The sequence below is a fragment of the Fictibacillus phosphorivorans genome (assembly GCF_001629705.1).
In the GTDB taxonomy this organism is placed as follows: domain Bacteria; phylum Bacillota; class Bacilli; order Bacillales; family Fictibacillaceae; genus Fictibacillus; species Fictibacillus phosphorivorans_A.
This window is the reverse complement of the sequence record NZ_CP015378.1, coordinates 3087968-3106863: the sequence shown is the minus strand read 5'-3', so window position 1 is coordinate 3106863 and position 18896 is coordinate 3087968. Positions and strand designations below refer to the sequence as shown.

General features: G+C 38.2%; 19 protein-coding genes. 15 read left to right on the top strand and 4 right to left on the bottom strand.

Going from position 1 to position 18896, the window contains the following annotated elements:
- Nucleotides 1–11: 11 nt before the first annotated feature.
- The 4 genes from ABE65_RS15975 (at nt 12) to ABE65_RS15960 (ending at nt 3452) form a co-directional block, all read left to right on the top strand.
- Nucleotides 12–311 (top strand): rhodanese-like domain-containing protein, encoded by a 300-nt coding sequence (locus ABE65_RS15975; RefSeq protein ID WP_066396974.1) that lies wholly within the window; start codon nt 12–14, stop codon nt 309–311.
- 131 nt (nt 312–442) lie between these two features.
- Nucleotides 443–2362 carry a putative bifunctional diguanylate cyclase/phosphodiesterase gene (locus ABE65_RS15970; protein ID WP_066396967.1) on the top strand — a complete coding sequence of 640 codons (1920 nt, stop codon included), beginning with the start codon at nt 443–445 and terminating at the stop codon, nt 2360–2362.
- 162 nt (nt 2363–2524) lie between these two features.
- On the top strand, nt 2525–3160 hold the full coding sequence (locus ABE65_RS15965) for an SDR family oxidoreductase (protein ID WP_066396965.1): 636 nt from the start codon (nt 2525–2527) through the stop codon (nt 3158–3160).
- 88 nt (nt 3161–3248) lie between these two features.
- Nucleotides 3249–3452, top strand: a complete 204-nt coding sequence (locus ABE65_RS15960; protein ID WP_066396960.1) for a sporulation protein Cse60 — start codon at nt 3249–3251, stop codon at nt 3450–3452.
- Nucleotides 3453–3501: 49 nt separating this feature from the next.
- Here ABE65_RS15960 and ABE65_RS15955 read toward each other — a convergent pair whose 3' ends face one another.
- The gene (locus tag ABE65_RS15955) at nt 3502–4764 is read right to left on the bottom strand and encodes a BaiN/RdsA family NAD(P)/FAD-dependent oxidoreductase (protein ID WP_066396958.1); all 1263 of its coding nucleotides are present in this window, start codon (nt 4762–4764) and stop codon (nt 3502–3504) included.
- Between the two features lie 184 nt (nt 4765–4948).
- Between ABE65_RS15955 and ABE65_RS15950 the strand changes: the two genes are divergently transcribed.
- A complete protein-coding gene (locus tag ABE65_RS15950; RefSeq protein WP_066396956.1) occupies nt 4949–6553 on the top strand; it encodes a putative polysaccharide biosynthesis protein in 1605 nt (534 codons plus the stop codon).
- A gap of 51 nt (nt 6554–6604) precedes the next feature.
- Here ABE65_RS15950 and ABE65_RS15945 read toward each other — a convergent pair whose 3' ends face one another.
- Nucleotides 6605–7039, bottom strand: coding sequence for a DUF6884 domain-containing protein (locus ABE65_RS15945; protein ID WP_066396954.1), 435 nt, complete (start codon nt 7037–7039; stop codon nt 6605–6607).
- A 102-nt stretch (nt 7040–7141) separates the two neighbouring features.
- On the opposite strand from ABE65_RS15945, the gene ABE65_RS15940 reads away from it, so the two are divergent.
- Together ABE65_RS15940 and ABE65_RS15935 are read left to right on the top strand one after the other, a co-directional pair.
- The gene (locus tag ABE65_RS15940) at nt 7142–7870 is read left to right on the top strand and encodes a pseudouridine synthase (RefSeq protein WP_066396952.1); all 729 of its coding nucleotides are present in this window, start codon (nt 7142–7144) and stop codon (nt 7868–7870) included.
- A 41-nt stretch (nt 7871–7911) separates the two neighbouring features.
- On the top strand, nt 7912–8547 hold the full coding sequence (locus ABE65_RS15935) for a PRC-barrel domain-containing protein (protein ID WP_066396950.1): 636 nt from the start codon (nt 7912–7914) through the stop codon (nt 8545–8547).
- Between the two features lie 89 nt (nt 8548–8636).
- On the opposite strand, the gene ABE65_RS15930 is transcribed toward ABE65_RS15935, so the two are convergent.
- Complete coding sequence (locus ABE65_RS15930; RefSeq protein ID WP_066243921.1) at nt 8637–8855, bottom strand: DeoR family transcriptional regulator; 219 nt, start codon at nt 8853–8855, stop codon at nt 8637–8639.
- Nucleotides 8856–9282: 427 nt separating this feature from the next.
- Between ABE65_RS15930 and ABE65_RS15925 the strand changes: the two genes are divergently transcribed.
- From ABE65_RS15925 to ABE65_RS15915, 3 genes are read left to right on the top strand one after another with little or no spacing between them, the layout of a single operon-like run.
- Complete coding sequence (locus tag ABE65_RS15925; RefSeq protein ID WP_066396948.1) at nt 9283–10290, top strand: ion channel; 1008 nt, start codon at nt 9283–9285, stop codon at nt 10288–10290.
- Nucleotides 10291–10333: 43 nt separating this feature from the next.
- Nucleotides 10334–11740 carry a dipeptidase PepV gene (gene pepV / locus ABE65_RS15920; protein WP_066396946.1) on the top strand — a complete coding sequence of 469 codons (1407 nt, stop codon included), beginning with the start codon at nt 10334–10336 and terminating at the stop codon, nt 11738–11740.
- Nucleotides 11741–11760: 20 nt separating this feature from the next.
- Nucleotides 11761–12942, top strand: a complete 1182-nt coding sequence (locus ABE65_RS15915; RefSeq protein WP_066396945.1) for an MFS transporter — start codon at nt 11761–11763, stop codon at nt 12940–12942.
- 50 nt (nt 12943–12992) lie between these two features.
- Here the strand turns inward: ABE65_RS15915 and cysK are convergent, their stop codons facing one another.
- Entirely contained in the window at nt 12993–13925 is a 933-nt protein-coding gene (cysK, locus tag ABE65_RS15910; RefSeq protein ID WP_066396943.1) for a cysteine synthase A, read from the bottom strand.
- A 111-nt stretch (nt 13926–14036) separates the two neighbouring features.
- On the opposite strand from cysK, the gene thpR reads away from it, so the two are divergent.
- The 5 genes from thpR (at nt 14037) to pulA (ending at nt 18895) form a co-directional block, all read left to right on the top strand.
- Nucleotides 14037–14597, top strand: a complete 561-nt coding sequence (thpR, locus tag ABE65_RS15905; RefSeq protein ID WP_066396942.1) for an RNA 2',3'-cyclic phosphodiesterase — start codon at nt 14037–14039, stop codon at nt 14595–14597.
- A 23-nt stretch (nt 14598–14620) separates the two neighbouring features.
- Nucleotides 14621–15403, top strand: a complete 783-nt coding sequence (locus ABE65_RS15900) for a hypothetical protein (RefSeq protein WP_066396936.1) — start codon at nt 14621–14623, stop codon at nt 15401–15403.
- 48 nt (nt 15404–15451) lie between these two features.
- Nucleotides 15452–16375, top strand: a complete 924-nt coding sequence (locus ABE65_RS15895) for a diacylglycerol/lipid kinase family protein (protein ID WP_066396934.1) — start codon at nt 15452–15454, stop codon at nt 16373–16375.
- 27 nt (nt 16376–16402) lie between these two features.
- Nucleotides 16403–16606, top strand: a complete 204-nt coding sequence (locus tag ABE65_RS15890; protein ID WP_066396933.1) for a hypothetical protein — start codon at nt 16403–16405, stop codon at nt 16604–16606.
- A 150-nt stretch (nt 16607–16756) separates the two neighbouring features.
- Nucleotides 16757–18895: a type I pullulanase gene (pulA, locus tag ABE65_RS15885; protein ID WP_066396932.1), complete on the top strand. Its 2139-nt coding sequence runs from the start codon at nt 16757–16759 to the stop codon at nt 18893–18895.
- Nucleotide 18896 lies beyond the last annotated feature (1 nt).

The window sequence follows — 18896 nt, the reverse complement described above, 5'->3', positions numbered from 1 at the left end:
GGTACAATCACGTGGAAGAATTAAAAGAAATATCACCAACAGAAGTAAAACGATTACTTCAAGAGGGGAAAAAGATTTCTCTGATTGACGTACGTGAAGATGAAGAAGTAGCTGAAGGGAAAATTCCAGAAGCAGCGCATATCAAAATGGGCGAGATTCCTATGCGTTTAGATGAAATCAATCAAGACGAAGAACATATCATTATCTGCCGTTCGGGAAGACGCAGTGAGAATGTAGCTTATTTCTTGCAAGATCATGGATATAAGGTCAAGAATATGACTGGCGGTATGTTGGAATTTAATAAAGACTAAAAAAAACTCTCTGCTCAAGACTTGAGCGGAGAGTTTTTTTCATATGTAGGCTTACTTTATTAAAGAATGTTTAAATTTCCAAAAAATTGCCGATAGAAAGGGTATACTTATTAGCCTTGGAGGCTTACAAAATGCCATTAAAACATGCAAAAACAAAAAAATGGACCTATATTTTAGCCGTTTTGTTCACGTTACATACTGTAAGCACAATTGGGTTAATGTACAATCAGGATTATTTCATGTATGGAATAGATCTAGGAATTGTCGTTCTTTTCGCCATTTTGATTTACAAGATGCTGATCGTAAAAGATAGTTATGCGATTAACTTAGAACAGGAGATCTTAAATCATAAAGAAACGTATGCTGAATTAGAAGCAAACCGAATTAAACTACAAAATATCTTTGATAGTATTGATGTTGCAATTTGGTCACACAACTTAAAGACGAATAAACTTTTGATTACATCGGGGATAGAGAAATTATATGGTTATCCTTTGCAAGCTTTTTACGATGACTCAGAATTATGGAAAAAGGTCATTCACCCTGACGATGACGAGATCATCATAAAAAGAGGTATTGCGATACAGAACGGACAGATCACGACTAGCGAGTATCGAATCATGAAGCCGAACGGCGAAATACGCTGGATACAAGACCGAGGAATTCCTTTTTTAGATGCCAATAACGAACTCATAGACTTCAACTCTATTCTTATTGATATAACAGAAAGGAAAAGAGCGGAGATCACGATTGAGCATATGGCTTATTATGATGAATTAACAGGCCTGCCAAATCGAAATGGCTTTATGCAGACGATAGAAAAACAACTAAAAGAAGCAGATCTTCAAGATCAAAATCTTGCTCTCATGTATGTAGACCTCGATCGGTTCAACGTACTAAATGATACGCTAGGTCATAGCTTTGGGGACCTGCTGCTGCAGAAGGTAGCGGAACTCTTGAAGGTTACAGTAGGGTTTTACGGAACAGTTTTTCGCAGGAGCGGGGATGAATTTCTGATTTTATTAACCTTTAAAGAAATCAGTGAGATCAAACAGAAAGCAGAGCAGATCATACAAGCTTTTACAAAACCGTTTAAATTGAGTGGACAAGAAGTATTTACTACACCAAGTATTGGTATTAGTATTTATCCCGAGAATGGTTCAGACAGCGAAACGCTCTTGAAACGAGCAGACTCCGCTCTGTACCTTGCAAAAGAAAAGGGACGAAACACGTATCAATTCTTTACAGAACAACGTGATGGCAAGATGGAGAGAAGGTTAACTCTAGAGCATGGTTTAAGAAGAGCTTTAACGAACAATGAATTCTTTCTGGTCTACCAGCCTTTGGTTCATATCGGTAATAAGAAGATTCTAGGTGTTGAAGCGCTATTGCGATGGAATAAGGAAGATGAAGGGATGATTTCTCCTGCTGAATTTATTCCGATCGCTGAAGAAACGGGAATGATACTTCCTATAGGCGAATGGGTGTTAAGAGAAGCGTGTTTGCAAGGATTAAGTTGGCATGAACAGGGCTTTAGCGACCTTTTGATCTCGGTAAATATATCGGTAAGACAGCTATTAGAAGAATCTTTTATCGAAAGAGTAGAGAGTATTCTATCCGAGACTGAGTTTCCGCCTACTTCACTAGAGTTGGAGATCACAGAAAGTACGACGATGCAAAACATGGAGGAAGCTCTTCCTATATTGAATGCTTTAAGAGCAAAAGGAATTCGCATATCGGTTGATGACTTTGGTACAGGTTATTCCTCTTTGACGTATCTAAGACACTTACCTGTTGACACTTTAAAAATCGATAAGATGTTCATCGATGATATTTTGACAGATTCAAAAGCTGGAGCGATTGTAAAAACAATCATTGATATGGGACATAATCTCGATTTTTATGTCATTGCAGAAGGGATTGAAACTGGTGAGCAGATCAATTTCTTAGTAGAACAAGGATGTATATACGGTCAAGGCTATCACCTTTACAAACCGCTTCATGCTGATGAACTCCAAAGACAGTTACATAAGAATGTGGTAATGACCTAAGAGAAGCCTGAAACACTGTGAATATACAGTGTTTCAGGCTTCTTATAATAATTCAATTCAATTTGTAGGTCTTGCAAAAGATACGTTTACACAACAAAATGTTTTATAACCTTCATTTCGTGAAACACTACTTAAGTAGACTATAGAAGGAGTGGATATGAAATGAATGTATTAGTAATCGGAGCAAACGGTAATATTGGTAAGATGACCTGTAATATACTAGCTGATCAAGAGCACTCTGTAAAAGCGATGGTCCGAAAGAAAGAACAGCAAGATCATTTTCAGCATGAGAATGTTACTGCTGTTTTAGGTGATTTGGAACAGAATTTTGAACATGTTTTTGAAGGGATTGAAGCTGTCATCTTTACAGCAGGTTCTGGTGGTCATACTGGGCCAGAGAAAACAGACGCCGTGGATTATGAAGGTGCGGTAAAGTCCATTCAGTTAGCACAAAAACATCATGTGAAACAATTCATTCTAGTGAGTTCGATTGGTGCTGACACGCCTGAAAAGGGACCAGAAGGACTTCAGCATTATTTAGAAGCAAAAGGAAAAGCCGATCAAGAATTGATAAACAGTTCTTTAAATTATACGATTCTACGTCCAGGTGCACTGACGGACGAAGATGGAATGGGCATGATAGAGGCCAAAGAAAAGTTGAACGAGCGAGGATCTATTCCTCGAGCAGATGTAGCAAGAACACTTGCGGCATGTCTAGGAAATGAAAATGTAAGCCGCAAAGTCTTTGAATTGATTGAGGGAGAGCTTCCTATTCAAACGGCTCTTGAAAATCTGTAAGACAAAACTAGTCAAAACCTAACAAAGGATAAGCATCTCCGAAGGCCGAAAGAATATCAGAACTCGCGGCTGAAAGGGGATGCTTTTAATGATACAAGTGAGAATCTTTGATGAAGACCATGAAGAGGATTTAGAAATCGCTATAAATGAGTTTCTGAGCATCATTCCTCCTGAACATGTTGTCGATATTAAGTATCAGATTGCTGTATGTGATAATGCGCACTCAGAGGATGATACGATGTTTTCTTTTTCAGCGATGATTATCTTTAAAAAGAGCGGATCGTCAAAATAAAGAAGAGTGGCAACCACTTAGTAGTTGCCACTCTTCTTGTTTTACAGGGTTAGCTCAATGCGTGATATGCTGCGTTCGTCCCAGCAATATTTCCTGTTACGAAAGCAACGGTAATATTATAACCACCTGTGTATCCGTGTAGATCTAAGATTTCCCCACAGAAGAATAAGCCTTCTTGTTTTTTTGATGCCATCGTTTGAGGAGCGATCTCTTTAACAGAAACACCGCCGCCTGTAACGAAGGCTTTTTCGATCGATAATGTACCGTTAACTGAAAAAGAGAAACTCTTCATTTGTGCAACAAGCTGACGAAGCGCTTGTTTGGAAACTTGATCAGCAATCGACTCACCGTCGATCTCTGCGCGTTCGATTAAGAAATGAAGGAACTTTTCTGGAAGTAATCCTTTGAGGACGTTCTTAAGTGCTTTTTTAGGTTCAGCATCTATTCTCTTCTGTAGAGAATTTAGTAACGATTCTTCATTTTCATCTGGAAAAGAATCAATTCTCATCTCGATCGATGGTACTTCGAATTTTTTCAATGCTTTCACTACATATTGACTGCATCTTAAAGCGGCAGGTCCGGATACCCCAAAATGAGTAAAAATCATGTCCATCTGATGGGCTTTGATCAATTTACCTTTTGGATTCCATACAGAGAGTGCAACATTTCTTAATGATATGCCCTGCAACGTTTTATGTTTGATGAACGGTTCATTAGAAGTGATGGGAACCTCAGTTGGATAGAGCTCTGTAATCGTGTGCCCCGCCTTTTTTGCCCATGCATAACCATCACCAGTTGATCCCGTATGCGGAACAGATTTGCCGCCTACGGCAATTACGATCGCCTTCGTTTGAATGGCTTCTCCGCTATGCAGAATGATCTCATGAACCTCTTCTCCATACTTTATCGTTTTTACAGGAGTGTTCGTTCGGATCGTAACACCAAGCTCTTTTATTTTCTGCAGAAGAGCAGCCACAACATCAGTCGCTTTATTAGTAACAGGGAACATTCGTCCATGGTCTTCTTCTTTTAATTGAATTCCTAGTCCTTCAAAGAATTGAATGATGTCTTCGTTGTTAAAAACAGAAAAGGCACTGTACAAAAAACGGCCGTTACCCGGAATGTGTTTAATAATTTCTTCGACAGGCAGACGGTTTGTGACGTTACAACGCCCGCCACCTGAAATAGCAAGTTTACGACCTAGTTTTTCTCCTTTATCGATCAATAGTACGCGAGCACCATTGGTAGCGGCACCAACACTCGCCATCAGGCCAGAGGGTCCACCACCGATCACTATACAATCATAAGTCATACAATCCCAACTTTCTTATACGTTCAGTAAAAATCATTTCATACAATAGCATAGGTTCAGCAAAAAGACTATAAGTTTCATAATCCTTACTTTTTTGCAAAAAGTTAAAGTAGGTTACATCCGCTTTTAATGTGATACAATATCAATAATGTTTTTTAGGATGATTAGTAGGAGCTGAAAATAGTTGTCTCGATTACTTCGTGGAACATTGATCTTATCCGCTGCGACGTTTTTCTCGAAATTTATCGGATTGATCTTTGTCATTCCATTTACCAATCTAGTAGAAGAACAAGGTATGGCCCTATACGGCTATGCTTATATTCCATATACCATACTACTTAGTATTTCCACAATGGGAGTTCCGCTTGCTGTTTCTAAATTTGTTTCTAAATATAATGCATTAGGAGATTATGCAGCAGGAAGAAAATTACTGAAATCGGGTCTCCTTGTCATGACACTGACTGGAACACTAGCTTTTGTCATACTGTATATGTTGGCGCCAATACTTGCTCATCAGATCATTGATGAAAAAGGCGGACAAGGCAACAGCATCGAAGATATTACATTAGTTATCCGAATGGTAAGTACGGCTTTAATCGTAGTACCTTCCATGAGTTTGATTCGAGGTTACTTCCAAGGCTTTCAATCTATGGGACCAACAGCTGTGTCGCAAGTCGTTGAACAGATCGTTCGTATTGTGTTCATTCTTGTTGGAAGTTATGTGGTCATCAATTTAATGAAAGGTGAGATTACGACAGCCGTAGCGCTTTCTACATTTGCAGCTACTCTAGGTGCAATCGCAGGCTTAGCCGTTCTCATCTGGTATTGGATCAAAAGAAAACCGCATCTGGACAAGATGTATAAAGAAAGTAAACCTGTTGCAGATATTTCGTTAAAAGATATTTATAAGGAAACGATTAAGTACGCGATCCCGTTTGTAGCTGTTGGCCTAGCGATTCCACTCTATCAGATGGTGGATCAGTTTACGATCGTAAACACACTTAAGCAAATGGATTATACGCTAAAAGAAGCGGAGTCTGTATTCGCCATCATCACACAGATCGCGCATAAGCTTGTTATGATTCCTGTTTCATTAGCAACTGCTCTTGCACTAACTTTAATACCTGTAATAACGAAGTCGTTTACCCAAAACGATGATGAAATCCTTCATAAGCAGATCACGCAGACGTTTCAGATGGTGTTGTTTTTAACAGCGCCAGCAGCGATCGGGCTAACGGTTCTTGCATACCCTGCATATGGTGCACTTTTTGGATTATCATCGATGGAGACAGGTGGCTATTATCTACAATGGTACGCGCCAACCGCGCTATGGTTTGCGATGTTTACCGTTACGGCAGCGATTCTACAAGGATTGAACCAGCAACGTTATGCATTTATCAGTCTATCAGCTGGTTTTTTAGCAAAGTTGATCCTAAACAAACCATTATTGTTAGTGTTCGGTGGGACTGGCTCTGTTATTGCAACAGACATCGGATATACCCTTTCAATTTTGTTCAATCTGTATATCATTAAAAAATACAGTGGTTTCTCATTTAAATGGGTGTATAGAAGAACTGTCTTGATCACGTTATTTTGCGCAGCGATGGCTGTAACGGTTATGATCGTATCTTCGCTTTTAGGAGAGACAGAAACAAGGCTTGATACGATCATTAAATTAACAATCGGTATTCTCACTGGGGGAGCGGTGTATGTGTTCTTAAGTCACCGATCTGGATTATTAAATATCATATTAGGTGACCGCATTCCTTTTTTGAAACGCAGAAAATAAGTTCAAGAAAAAAGAAGGCTAATAAGTAGCCTTCTTTTTCTGCGGTATTCTTCATTTTTTGACTTGATTCTGTTCATCATACCATTTTAGCTGATTACCAATGCTGTATCCTTCAAGCGGAACTTCGAATTGAAATCCAGCTCTTTCAAGGGCGGGCTGTAAAAATTCTCGGTATACCCATCCGCCGTGAATGTAGATCTTACATTGAGAAGGCTTGATGTTTTGTTCTAAGTCTTGTATAACATGGTGGGCCCATTCCCGTTTTTCAGATGTCGTAAAATTTTTGATAGAAACATTATACGGTTCAATGTATTGGTCTTTCGTTACGAGTCCTTCTTTAGCACTAAAAAAGAAAAAATCATCATAATGGTTTTGTGCGTATTGAACAGACTTAACGAATAAGGGACTTATGTATAAATCTATAGCTGCAGAAGGGGTAGAAGCTTTTTTTCGTGCGGTTGCTAGAAGACCTATTTTCCTTTTCATTCCAATTCCTCCTATAGTACTAAATTACCCCGTTTCTTCAAAAATCAATCAATTTTTTACAATAATATAGGAAAAAAAGATCATTAAATCAGGAGGTTTCATATGAGAATTGATAAATGGTTATCAAACACAGGCTATGGAAGTAGAAAAGAAGTGAAACAATTATTAAAATCAGGTGCTGTTACGTTGAACGGTGAGGTTATTAAAGATGCTAAGACACAAGCAGATCCTGATCAGGACAAGGTTATGGTTCATGGAGAAGAAGCGGTTTATAAGGAGTTTATCTATCTCATGATGAACAAGCCTCAAGGAGTAATCTCAGCGACTGAAGACTCTAGGCATGAGACGGTGATCGATCTACTCTATATGGAAGATCAGAATTTCGAACCTTTCCCTGTAGGCAGACTAGACATCGATACAGAAGGATTGTTGATTTTGACTAATGATGGGCAGTTGTCACATTCATTGCTATCCCCAAAAAAACATGTACCTAAGACTTATTACGCAAAAATAAATGGATCGATTCCAGAAGATGCATTTGAAAGTTTTAAAGAGGGTGTCATCTTAGATGATGGGTATAAAACAAAACCTGCCTTCCTGAAAATATTGACAGATGATAACGATGAATCAGAGATCGAGTTAACCATCACCGAAGGAAAGTTTCATCAAGTGAAAAGAATGTTCGAGGCTATTGGGAGAAAGGTCATCTTCTTGAAACGAATTAAGATGGGACAATTAAAGCTTGATGAGTCCCTTGAGTTAGGAATGTATCGTGAGCTTGCAGAAGAAGAACTATCTTTACTTTCTTTAAAAGGAGATGTTTTTGAATAATTTATAAGGGGTATCTTCCAATAAAAAGGAGTTGCATACCAATGAAATTATCTGCAGAAAAGTTAATGGGTGCTAACGCTCAAAATCATACGATTTCGACTGAAGAAACACAGCATAAAATCAACGATATTCTATTTAATATGTACGATCACCGTTTATGTTATTTTACGTACACCGTTGACAACGGAATCAACCAGCGTGAAGAGATTCCCTCAGATAAGCATATGGAAACAGTTGTTGCTGCCACTTCGGGTATTGGTACACAACATACTCCGTTTACAGGAAGCTCTACTCTTGCTGCTAATCAGAACTATGGAAAAGAAACCTTTTTTATTCCTTGGCATCAGGTGAAAGAATTTGATGAAGAGAAACTCGTGTTTTCTGGAAATGAACTCCAAAGAGATGAACCTAAAGAATGTTATTCGTATATGGCCATAAAAGATTGGGATGTCATTGATCAGGATGGTGAAAAGATCGGAAAGATAAAAGATCTTATCATCGATACAGACCGTCAGCAAGTGATTGGCTTTTCTTTAGCAGAAGGATTTTGGAAGAACCTATTCGGTCAGGATGATAAGTATATGCCTGTTTCCGGAACTCCAAATTGGGAAAGTCGCGAATGGAATATTGAAAGAACACCTGATCTGCTCTTGAAAGACAACAAAGATGAACTTTAAATAAACTTTTAAAACAAAAAAAGTCCCCGCTAATATTTTTAGCGGGGATTATTCATGTACATTTGCTTATCCAATATATAATATGTTTTTTAAGATACTTTTACTTTTTTGCCTGTTGTTTCCCACATTCCTCGGGCAGGACTTGTTACTAAATTGTTATAAGAGAGGACATTAAGATCTCTCTGGATGGTACGTTGCGTAGTTCCAAATTCTTCAACTAGTTCTCGTGTTGTTACAGTACCTTTCTTGCGAATAAACAAATACAGGGCTTTCACACGATTCAACATTCTGTCAGTTGAAGGACTCAAAAAACCACTCCTTGTTATTTAGATAGTTGTTAACACACTATATGATACCAGTCTAAAGTTAATGAAATATGAATGTTGTATTACATTCTTTTTAATTCATAAGACCCATCCTTTTTTATAAAAAAAAAGCGAAGAATCCGTATTGGTTCTTCGCTGCGTCAGCCATTAGATGTGATAAAAACGTTCAAAAAGATGTCTGTGCGGCTAGGCAGCAAAACCTCATAACGAACATATGATCCTAAATATGAAGATATAGAGGAAAATTGTCAGTTAACCAACAGTACACCTCCTATTTGGCACCATTATACACTAAAATATATTTTTGTCAATACCCCATAATTCCTGTGAAAGCGAAACTATCTAACCATTTTTATGGGAATAAGGTACAATAATAAGGTTACTAAAAAACAATGTAAGGAGCGATGAGGTGTATATTTTACAAAAGCTGATGAATAGACTTATCGTCTTAAATAAGTTTGGAATTTTTTCATTTACCTTTTTTATCGTTATTTTTTCGTCAGTCGTTATGCATCTTATAGAGCCAAAAACATTCCCTAAATGGTTTGACGCCCTATGGTATGTAATGACTACCGTTACCACGGTCGGTTATGGCGATTATTATCCGGTATCCACAGCAGGAAGAATCTATGCGATCTTCATCTTTTTGATCGGTATCGGTATTGCTGGTCTGGCTATTGGAAAACTGGTAGAAGCATTAGGTGCTCATCGTAAACGAAAGGAGGAAGGAAGATTGACTTTCAAAGGAAGAAATCATTTTGTAATTATAGGATGGTCTGAAAAAGCAAAATATGCTGTAAGTGAGATTATCGAAACACACCCTAACCTAGAAGTTGTGCTTATTGATAATCTGACTATAACACCGATCACACATCAAAATGTTCACTATATTCAAGGAGATCCATCGATTGAAGAAACGCTCATACAAGCTAATTTAAAAGAAGCCAAATCTGTACTTGTGTTTTCAGATGACTCGATCCATGATTCAGCACTTGCTGATGGAAAGACATTGTTGATCGTTACTTCGGTTGAACGTTTAACTCCTCATATACATAGTACGGTTGAGATCAAAAAAGAGGAACATATTAAAAACTTTAGGCATGCTAAAGTAGATGAGTTTGTCTTAAGTCATGAAACCGTTTCACGTATGGCTGTACGATCTGCGTTTTCTAAAGGTATCACAGAGATCTATACACAACTTCTTTCTCATAAAGAAGGTGAAAATTTATTTGAAGTTCGTAAAAGAGCGGAATGGGTAACCTATAAAGATGCTTTTGACAGTTTGTTGCAGCAAGGTGCTACACTAATAGCTGACGGTAACGATCTTTCAATAAACAAGAAATTAAACGATTCAATTCCTGATGATGCACGCCTCTATATCATCTGCAGCAAAGATGTATACGAGTCGATCATATAGGTATGACAAGCGAAGACTATGACATTTAGAAAGGATGTAAGTAATGAATCAGATCAATTGGAAAGAACAAGTTGAAATGAGAAAGAAAAAGCTTTTGGATGATACAAAAGGGTTATTACGCATTCCCAGTTTACTTGATGAAGGAAACGCAAGAGAAGGAGCTCCTTTTGGCCCAGAGATAGAAAAAGCGTTAACGTATATGTTAGACCTTGGAAAAGACAGTGGAATGACCGTGAAAAATGTAGACGGATATGCAGGACACATCGAAATTGGAAACGGAGACGATATTGTAGGTGTTCTTTGCCATGTTGATGTTGTTCCTCCTGGTGATGGTTGGTCTTTTGATCCTTTTGGAGCAGAAGTTAAAGACGGAAAGATTTTCGCGCGTGGTGCGATTGATGATAAAGGACCTACAATGGCAGCTTTTTATGGAATGAAGATTATCCAAGAATTAAAGCTTCCATTATCCAAAAGGGTACGCATGATCATTGGTTGTGATGAAGAGAGCAACTGGCAATGTGTGAGACATTATTTTACGAAAGAAGAGATGCCGGCGATCGGATTTGCTCCTGATGCAGATTTTCCTATCATCTCTGCAGAAAAAGGAATCTTTGATGTAGAGTTTCGTCTCAAGAACGATCAAGAAGAAGAGGCAAATAGCCTTCAATTACTATCCTTTACATCAGGTCAACGTTTAAACATGGTTCCAGATTATGCTGAAGCCAAAATCCAAGGAACCGGTTTAGAGGAAGTACAGCGATCTTTTGAAGCATTCGGACAGAAATCTGGAGTAGAATACGTTGCTCAAATCGAAAGTGATGTTCTAACCCTAAAAGTTAAAGGCAAATCCGCACACGGAAGTACACCTGAAATGGGTAAAAATGCTGGACTTACGTTAGGTGAATATTTGAACTCTCTATCGTTTACTGGGAACGCTAAATCGTTTCTCAGGTTGTTGGACGAGCTGACGGGTGAATTTACAGGTGATAAATTAAATATAGCTGCAGAAGATGAAGCAAGCGGTAAGCTGACGGTTAATGCTGGAATCCTGTCGTATAACGAAACAGAAGGTGCAAAAGTAGGGTTGAATATACGCTATCCGGTGACACATGATAGCAAAAAAATCGAACATTCATTATCAACCAGAGCTAAAACAGATGATTGGACGATTAGAATCATTGAAAACAATCCACCGAATTATGTAGAAGAAAATCACCCATTGATTAAAACACTTCAAAAAGTATACGAAGATCAAACAGGCAATAAAGGTGAATTGATGGCTATTGGTGGAGGAACTTATGCAAGGTCGTTGGAAACAGGAGTTGCTTTCGGTGCACTGTTCCCAGGAAGAGAAGATGTTGCTCACCAAAAAGATGAACATATGTTTGTAGAAGATTTACTTCTCGCTTCTGCCATTTATGCACAAGCCATATACGAACTAGCTAAATAGCATATAAGAGAGGGTACATCATGAAGAATTCGTTCGATCAAACCTCTATCAGTCTAAAAGGCTTTTACCTATTAAGTTTTTTTGGTCTAGGGAGTTTATTTCCGTTATTAGGTGTTTATTTTAAAGATTCAGTCGGCCTCAGTGGAACAGAGATCGGTACATTAATGTCGATCAGTCCGGTCGTTATGATCTTTGCTCAGCCTCTATGGGGTGTAGTTACCGATTACTCCAGACGTCCAAGGGCTGTTTTAGTTCTTTCTTTAATTCTAACAGCGAGCTTAGGATTTACCATCTATCTATTTGAGTCTTATTTTTGGTTGATCGGAATACTTATTGCTTTTTCGTTCATGCAGAGTGCCTTAGTTCCGGTTTCAGACAGCATTCTTTTAAATTACGTACAAAAAGAGAACAAGCAATACGGAAATTATAGGCTTTTTGGAGCAATTGGATTTGCTATAGCTGTATTTATAGCAGGCAGGCTTGCAGATTCTATAGGGACTCAAGTGATCTTCTATATGTTTACTTCTGTTCTACTTCTATGTATGTTCTTTGTAATCAAGATGCCAAAAGATAATCAATCGCTCCGAACAGATCTTCGGAAGGGGATTGGGCAATTAGTTAGGATGCCTTCGTATCTCGTTTTCCTTTCCGCTACGTTCTTGGTGTTTGGTCCTATTTTTGCTAATAATTTTTACTTTGGATTTTACATTCAAGAAACAGGAGGGACTTTAGCCGGTGTCGGACTAGCCTTCTTGATCGCGGCAGGAAGTGAAGCACCATTTATGAAATTTGCAGGACTCACTATAAAAAGGTGGGGAATGATGCCTATTATGGTCTTTGCTGCGACTGTGTCTGCTGTTCGTTGGACGTTTTATTTCTTTGAACCATCGTATCAAATCGTACTAATGACAACCGTTATCCAAGGATTTTCAGTGGGTCTGTTCATCCCAGCAGCTATGGAATATGTGAGAACATATACACCCGTTGAAGTACGTGCAACAGCTGTTTCCTTATACACAGCTGTAGGAAACGGCTTAGGCTCATGGTTTTGTACGTTTGTAGGCGGAGTAATCTTTGATACATACACCATCTTTTACACGTATTTATTTTTTGGTGTGCTAACATTTATAGGACTAATTATGGTTTTAATCCTTACAAAGATGGAAGTGCAAGGTCGAATATTGATTCAACGATCTCTGTAAAATTTCTAAGTATAAAAAAGCATCCCGATACGTTGGGATGCTTTCGTCTTTTATTCAAACTGAAACAGATCACTCGATAAATAACGTTCTCCTGAATCACACGTCATACAGATTACAACTTCACCTTTTTTGCGCTTCTCCGCAATTTTTAATGCTGCATAAACAGCAGCTCCTGAAGATGGACCGACCAAGATGCCTTCTTCTGATGCTAGACGTCTCGTGATCGTATACGCGTCTTCATCGTTCACTTGAACAATCTCATCATAGACCTGTTGATTTAAGATTGGTGGGATGAAACCAGGACTCGTTCCTACAAGCTTATGTTTTCCAGGCTTACCCCCGGAAAGAACAGGAGACCCTTTAGGTTCAACAACATGTACAGTTAAATCCGGGAAAAACGTTTTAAGCTGTTCACCCGTTCCAGTAATCGTTCCTCCTGTACCAGCAGGTGCGATAAAAGCGGTAAAGGGCTTCTTCAACTCTTCAATGGCTTCTTTAATCTCAATTGCTGTACTTCCTCTGTGTGCATCAGGATTTGAAGGATTTTCAAACTGCATGGGCATATAGCTGTTTGGAATTTCTTCCGCAAGTTCTCGTGCCTTTTTAATCGCTCCAGGCATCTTTTCATCACCGGGAGTCAGTACTACTTTTGCTCCATACGCTTTTAATAGATTAATTCTTTCTTCTGTCATTGTATCAGGCATCACAATTATGGAAGAATAACCTCTAGCGGCCGCATTCATAGCGAGTCCGATACCAGTATTTCCGGAAGTGGGTTCGATAATGGTAGACCCTTCTTTTAAGAGCCCTTTTTGTTCTGCATCAATAATCATATTATATGCAGCACGGTCCTTCAGGCTCCGGCTAGGATTGTAATACTCTAGTTTCACATATACATCGGCTCCCTCTTGATGAGGAAGGCGGTTTAACTTTACGATAGGTGTGTCACCGATTAAATCTGCGATATTCGTAACAACTCTCATAAATTGCACTCCTTTTTCTTGCTGTACCAATTATAACAAATAAGTCACGTATGAAAAAAGCAGATGAATTCATCTAATCTTTGATAATATAAATGAAGGTGTGTGAAAAATATGCAAAGACATTATTTTTTGGCAGTCAAGCTTCCTGATGAGACGAAAACAAAGCTTGCAAACATCTGTAATACGTTAAGTAACGAACATCATTTTAAAACATGGGTACATCCTGATGACTATCACATCACTTTAGCTTTTCTAGGTGCTGCTTCATCAGTGAAGATTGAAACACTTCATGAGTTACTAAACGAAAGAATGATGAGTAAAAAAGAGAGCCCTTTTTCTCTTTCTGTAAACCATTTTGGTTTTTTCGGAAATGAACATCATCCAAGAATTTTTTGGGCAGGTGTTGAAGAAGAGCACTGTTTATATACTCTGCAAAAACAAGTGGCTTATGTATGTGAAACGGTAGGTTTTCAACTCGATAAAAGACCATACTCACCGCATATAACGCTTGCACGTAAACATATAGAGTCAGTTCATCATTTGGTGGACTCTCAGAAATGGTGGAAACAATATGGTGAAAACATTCGATTCCAAGCAGATCAATTTGTTCTTTATGAAACGCATATAGAGAAACAGCCGAAATACCAAGTTATACACTCTTATTCGATATAGAGAGATGAAAGAGAGGGGATCTAATGGCGCAGCTTGTAAAATTACTTGATTATGTATCCAGGTACGAAAACAATTTATATCACTATCAATCGTTATTTATGCGAATTAAAGAAAATCGATGGAAAGCATATCAACAACAAAACGGAACAGATCATCTCAAGCTAAATCATCAAGAATTTCGCGAGAAGTTATTTCATCATCAGATGAATTGGGCGACGTCTACTGTGAAAGAAATCTCGAACTGGGATAAAAAATATTTACAGAATGAGACACTAAAGTTACTCATTCAAGAAATTCCGGATAACTACTTTTTGTTCTATGAACCTGTCATTCGAGTTAAAAATACAGGTGTGGAACTAAATATTATCTTAGTTGGCCCTACAGAGGTATGGCTGATTGTTTGGATGAATGGGGAAGGAATTTGGCAAGAAGCTGAAAACAAACGTTTCTGGAAAAATGTTCGACATGAGGAGAGAGAAACTGCCTTGAGTCCCTTTATTCGGCTCGAACGTATGCAGTCTATCGTAAGAGAAGCTTTGGAACCTTATCAAAAACAGTTATCTATTAAACCATGCATTGTCGCACCCCATGCATTCATAGATTTTACGAGTGACTGGAGAAAGGTAAGTTACATAGATAAACGTAATTTTACAGATTGGCATACCCAGCTACAACAAAATCCAGCACCCATAAAAGGTCAGCAATTAAAGTTTGTGTCAGATCTCCTGAAATCATGTGTGACGAACTCTCTATACAGAAAAGATCCGTTAACGAGTGAGTCTGAATTTCATTTTGAAGGTATTTGAGAGATTTTGTCGAATTACTTTTAAAAATAATAATCGAGGACGCACTGAATGAAAAAATATTTCTTCATCATCAACGCAAATAACACAAAAGCGATTCATACATTTGATCAATTAAAAAAGGCAATGGACGAGGAAAAGATAAGCTATAGAACGTTTTATACAGAGTTTAGCGGTCATGCTACTGAAATTGCGAAGAAAATTACATACATAAACAAAGAGGATATTAAAGCTGTTATAGCTGTAGGTGGAGATGGTACGATCCACGAGGTTCTAAACGGGATGAGAGAAAACCCTAGTATACCTTTAGGGTTTATATCAGGTGGCTCTGGTAACGATATTGTTCGGGTCTTAACGAAAGATGTTAAAGGGCTAAAGAAACAACTTCTCTATTTGAAGCGCAATCGAATCGCCAGAACTGATTCTGGTAACATTGAACTGGTAGGAAGAAGCAATAAGATCCAATCTTTTATTAGTGCGGTTGGTATCGGTTTAGATGGTGAAGTTGCAAAGTTTACAAATGAAGCGACTTACAAAAAGTATTTTCATAAGCTTAAACTAGGATCACTTGCGTATGTTATTACTTTGTTTAAGGTTTTAAAGTTTTATGTACCTGATTCAATGAATGTTAGAATCGATGGACAAGAACATGCGTTTAACAATGTCTGGCTTGTAGCTGTTGGTAACATGCCCTATTACGGAGGGGGTATGAAAATTTGTCCATCGGCTAAGTTTAAAGATGGAATCTTAGATGTTTGTGTGGTACATGATCTATCCCTTTTTAAACTATTGTTGCTTTTTGTTTCTGTTTTTTGGGGTGGCCATGTTAACGTACAAGGAGTCTCACAGTTTAAAGGGAAAGAGATTGAGGTTACCACACGTCGCTCGGTAGCGATTCATGCTGATGGTGAATATAGAGGTACCACTCCGGTACGTATTAACGTTCAACCGGAATCAGTTTCAGTGAAAATATAAATTCATAAAATGAGTGGGGAATAAAAAATGAAATGGACAGATTTTTTTAATATAGCACTTTTTGCTTTCCTTTGGGTGATGTTGATCGAAAAGAAGTCTGGTTTAAAGAAATGGATCTTAGATGTAACCAATGATCAGCTAATGATTGGCATTATAGTGCCGATCGTCTTTTATGCAGCGATCGTTATTGCAGGGAGAATAATGAAGAATAAGTATTTAAATGCAGAGTGAAGATCAATAGATTTTTTAGTTATCTTCGCCGAGCGTGTGAGGCTGCCTAAAGGAATCCACTTTTAGGATTGGCCTCTTTTTTATATAAACGAATAACACATTCATTTTACGTTCAATATGATGTAATAGCGATAAAAAGAGGTGAACTCCATGAAAGTTGATCATATTTCAATTTCGGCATATCTTGATGATTTTTCTATGATAACGATTGTAGTGAATAAGCCCTTTCCAATCATCCCGTCACTTTCATTGGTAGATGATAAGAAGGTATTGCAACCACTAACCATTGATAAACAAGAATATTATGATGATCTAGTGATCTATAAATGCAGATCGAGAATACCGATTGATCTAAAAAACCGATATTGGGTTACTTTTAATGAATCAAGGATTCCTTTAATGATCGGTAGCATTGTGCGTACAGCAAAGTTCGATAGCCTCTATTATGATGATACAAGTCTTGGAGCCATTTACACACCTGAGCGTACAACGTTTAAAGTTTGGTCACCTGTAGCCTTTGCAATGAAAGTAAAGTATAAACCTCGACAATCTGATACCTTTTTAGAACAAAAAATGTCGCGGACTGAAAATGGAGTTTGGCAAGTTACGCTTGAAGGAGATCACCATCTTACAGAATATCTGTTTGTCGTAAACGTAAATCATGAATGGGTAGAAACAACCGACCCTTATGCTAAATCTGTTACTGCAAATGGTATACATTCGGTGGTTATCCATCTTCCTGAAACAGATCCTGAAGGATGGAATCGATCAGAAAAAAAGATAAATCTTCGTTCAAAAACAGACAGTATTATTTACGAACTTCATGTTCGGGATTTAACGATTCATTCTGATAGTGGCGTCGTGAATAAAGGGAAATATTTAGGATTAACAGAACGAGGAACAAAAACATCCAATGGGTTTCATACCGGATTGGATTACTTAAAAAGACTCGGGATTACTCACGTTCAATTGTTGCCCGTAGCAGACTTTGGAAGCGTTGATGAGACAACACCTGATTCAGCGTACAACTGGGGATATGATCCGGTTCAATTCTTTTCCCCTGAAGGCTCGTATTCTACAGATCCTTATGATCCGATCTGTAGAATAAAAGAATTAAAAACGTTGATACACACTCTTCAACAAAATGGGCTCTCTGTTATATTAGATGTGGTTTACAACCATGTATATAAGAGAGAAGAATCGCCATTTGAGAAGCTCGTTCCTGGTTATTATTTTCGTTTTGATGAAGGCGGAAAACCGGTTAATGGAACGGGTGTAGGAAATGATACAGCTTCTGAAAGGAAAATGATGCGCAAGTTCATCTTAGATGCGTTAACGTATTGGATGAGTGAATATAAAGTGGATGGGTTTCGGTTCGATCTGATGGGGATTCATGATGTTGAAACGATGAACCTGGCAGCTGAAAAACTAAAATCTTTGAATCCTGGCGTATTCTTGCTCGGAGAAGGTTGGGACTTAAATACGAATTTAGAACCAGAGAATAAAGCTACTCTATCATCTGCTAAGAAGTTGCCATCCTATTCTTTTTTTAATGATGCGTTTCGTGACCATGTTAAAGGGAGTATCTTTCCTGATGGTCAGAGCGGGTTTATTAATGGTAATCAGGATGCCCGAATCAAAAGTCATATGAAGCAGGTGATGAGAGGTTATGCGGGCCAACATGATACCTTTTTAAAAGCTGAGCAAAGCATTAATTATTCAGAATGTCACGATAATCATACATTGTTTGACCTATTGTCCATTCGACATCCCTTTGAAGATGAATTCACACGAAGAAAAAGACAACAGCTTGCTCTAGCGTTTACGCTCTTTGCACAAGGTGTACCATTCATTCATGCGGGGCAAGAATGTTTTCGAACAAAGAATGGCGCGGAGAACAGCTATAACCTTCCAGACAGCATCAATGCGTTTGACTGGAAGCGATGTGAGTCTTTTTATAAAGAAGTTGATTATTTCAAACAGCTGATTAGAATAAGGAAAACACAGCCTCTTTTTCATGAAAGTTCAACAGTGCTTTCGGAATGGAAAGTACCAGAGGGCGGTCTAGGATTTGAATTGAACCTTCCGACTACCGATATAAAAGAGGATGCTTCCTTTTGGACCAATGCTTTATTGCTTTTTAACCAAACCACAAAACAGATTTTTATCCCTATCGAAGAGAAGAGATGGACGATAGCGATAGAGGGTGAAAAAGTCTGTCATCGAGCTCTAAACGAAGAGCAATATAGATTAAAACCGTTATCTTTTTCTTTGTTATATTCTGTTTAGG

What these genes read in the sequence shown, in the direction of transcription:
- ABE65_RS15970 (WP_066396967.1), top strand. Translation starts at nt 443, where the DNA reads ATGCCATTAAAACATGCAAAAACAAAAAAATGGACCTATATTTTAGCC.
- ABE65_RS15965 (WP_066396965.1), top strand. Translation starts at nt 2,525, where the DNA reads ATGAATGTATTAGTAATCGGAGCAAACGGTAATATTGGTAAGATGACC.
- ABE65_RS15960 (WP_066396960.1), top strand. Translation starts at nt 3,249, where the DNA reads ATGATACAAGTGAGAATCTTTGATGAAGACCATGAAGAGGATTTAGAA.
- ABE65_RS15955 (WP_066396958.1), bottom strand. Translation starts at nt 4,764, where the DNA reads ATGACTTATGATTGTATAGTGATCGGTGGTGGACCCTCTGGCCTGATG.
- ABE65_RS15945 (WP_066396954.1), bottom strand. Translation starts at nt 7,039, where the DNA reads ATGAAAAGGAAAATAGGTCTTCTAGCAACCGCACGAAAAAAAGCTTCT.
- ABE65_RS15940 (WP_066396952.1), top strand. Translation starts at nt 7,142, where the DNA reads ATGAGAATTGATAAATGGTTATCAAACACAGGCTATGGAAGTAGAAAA.
- ABE65_RS15935 (WP_066396950.1), top strand. Translation starts at nt 7,912, where the DNA reads ATGAAATTATCTGCAGAAAAGTTAATGGGTGCTAACGCTCAAAATCAT.
- pepV (WP_066396946.1), top strand. Translation starts at nt 10,334, where the DNA reads ATGAATCAGATCAATTGGAAAGAACAAGTTGAAATGAGAAAGAAAAAG.
- ABE65_RS15915 (WP_066396945.1), top strand. Translation starts at nt 11,761, where the DNA reads ATGAAGAATTCGTTCGATCAAACCTCTATCAGTCTAAAAGGCTTTTAC.
- cysK (WP_066396943.1), bottom strand. Translation starts at nt 13,925, where the DNA reads ATGAGAGTTGTTACGAATATCGCAGATTTAATCGGTGACACACCTATC.
- thpR (WP_066396942.1), top strand. Translation starts at nt 14,037, where the DNA reads ATGCAAAGACATTATTTTTTGGCAGTCAAGCTTCCTGATGAGACGAAA.
- ABE65_RS15900 (WP_066396936.1), top strand. Translation starts at nt 14,621, where the DNA reads ATGGCGCAGCTTGTAAAATTACTTGATTATGTATCCAGGTACGAAAAC.
- ABE65_RS15895 (WP_066396934.1), top strand. Translation starts at nt 15,452, where the DNA reads ATGAAAAAATATTTCTTCATCATCAACGCAAATAACACAAAAGCGATT.
- ABE65_RS15890 (WP_066396933.1), top strand. Translation starts at nt 16,403, where the DNA reads ATGAAATGGACAGATTTTTTTAATATAGCACTTTTTGCTTTCCTTTGG.
- pulA (WP_066396932.1), top strand. Translation starts at nt 16,757, where the DNA reads ATGAAAGTTGATCATATTTCAATTTCGGCATATCTTGATGATTTTTCT.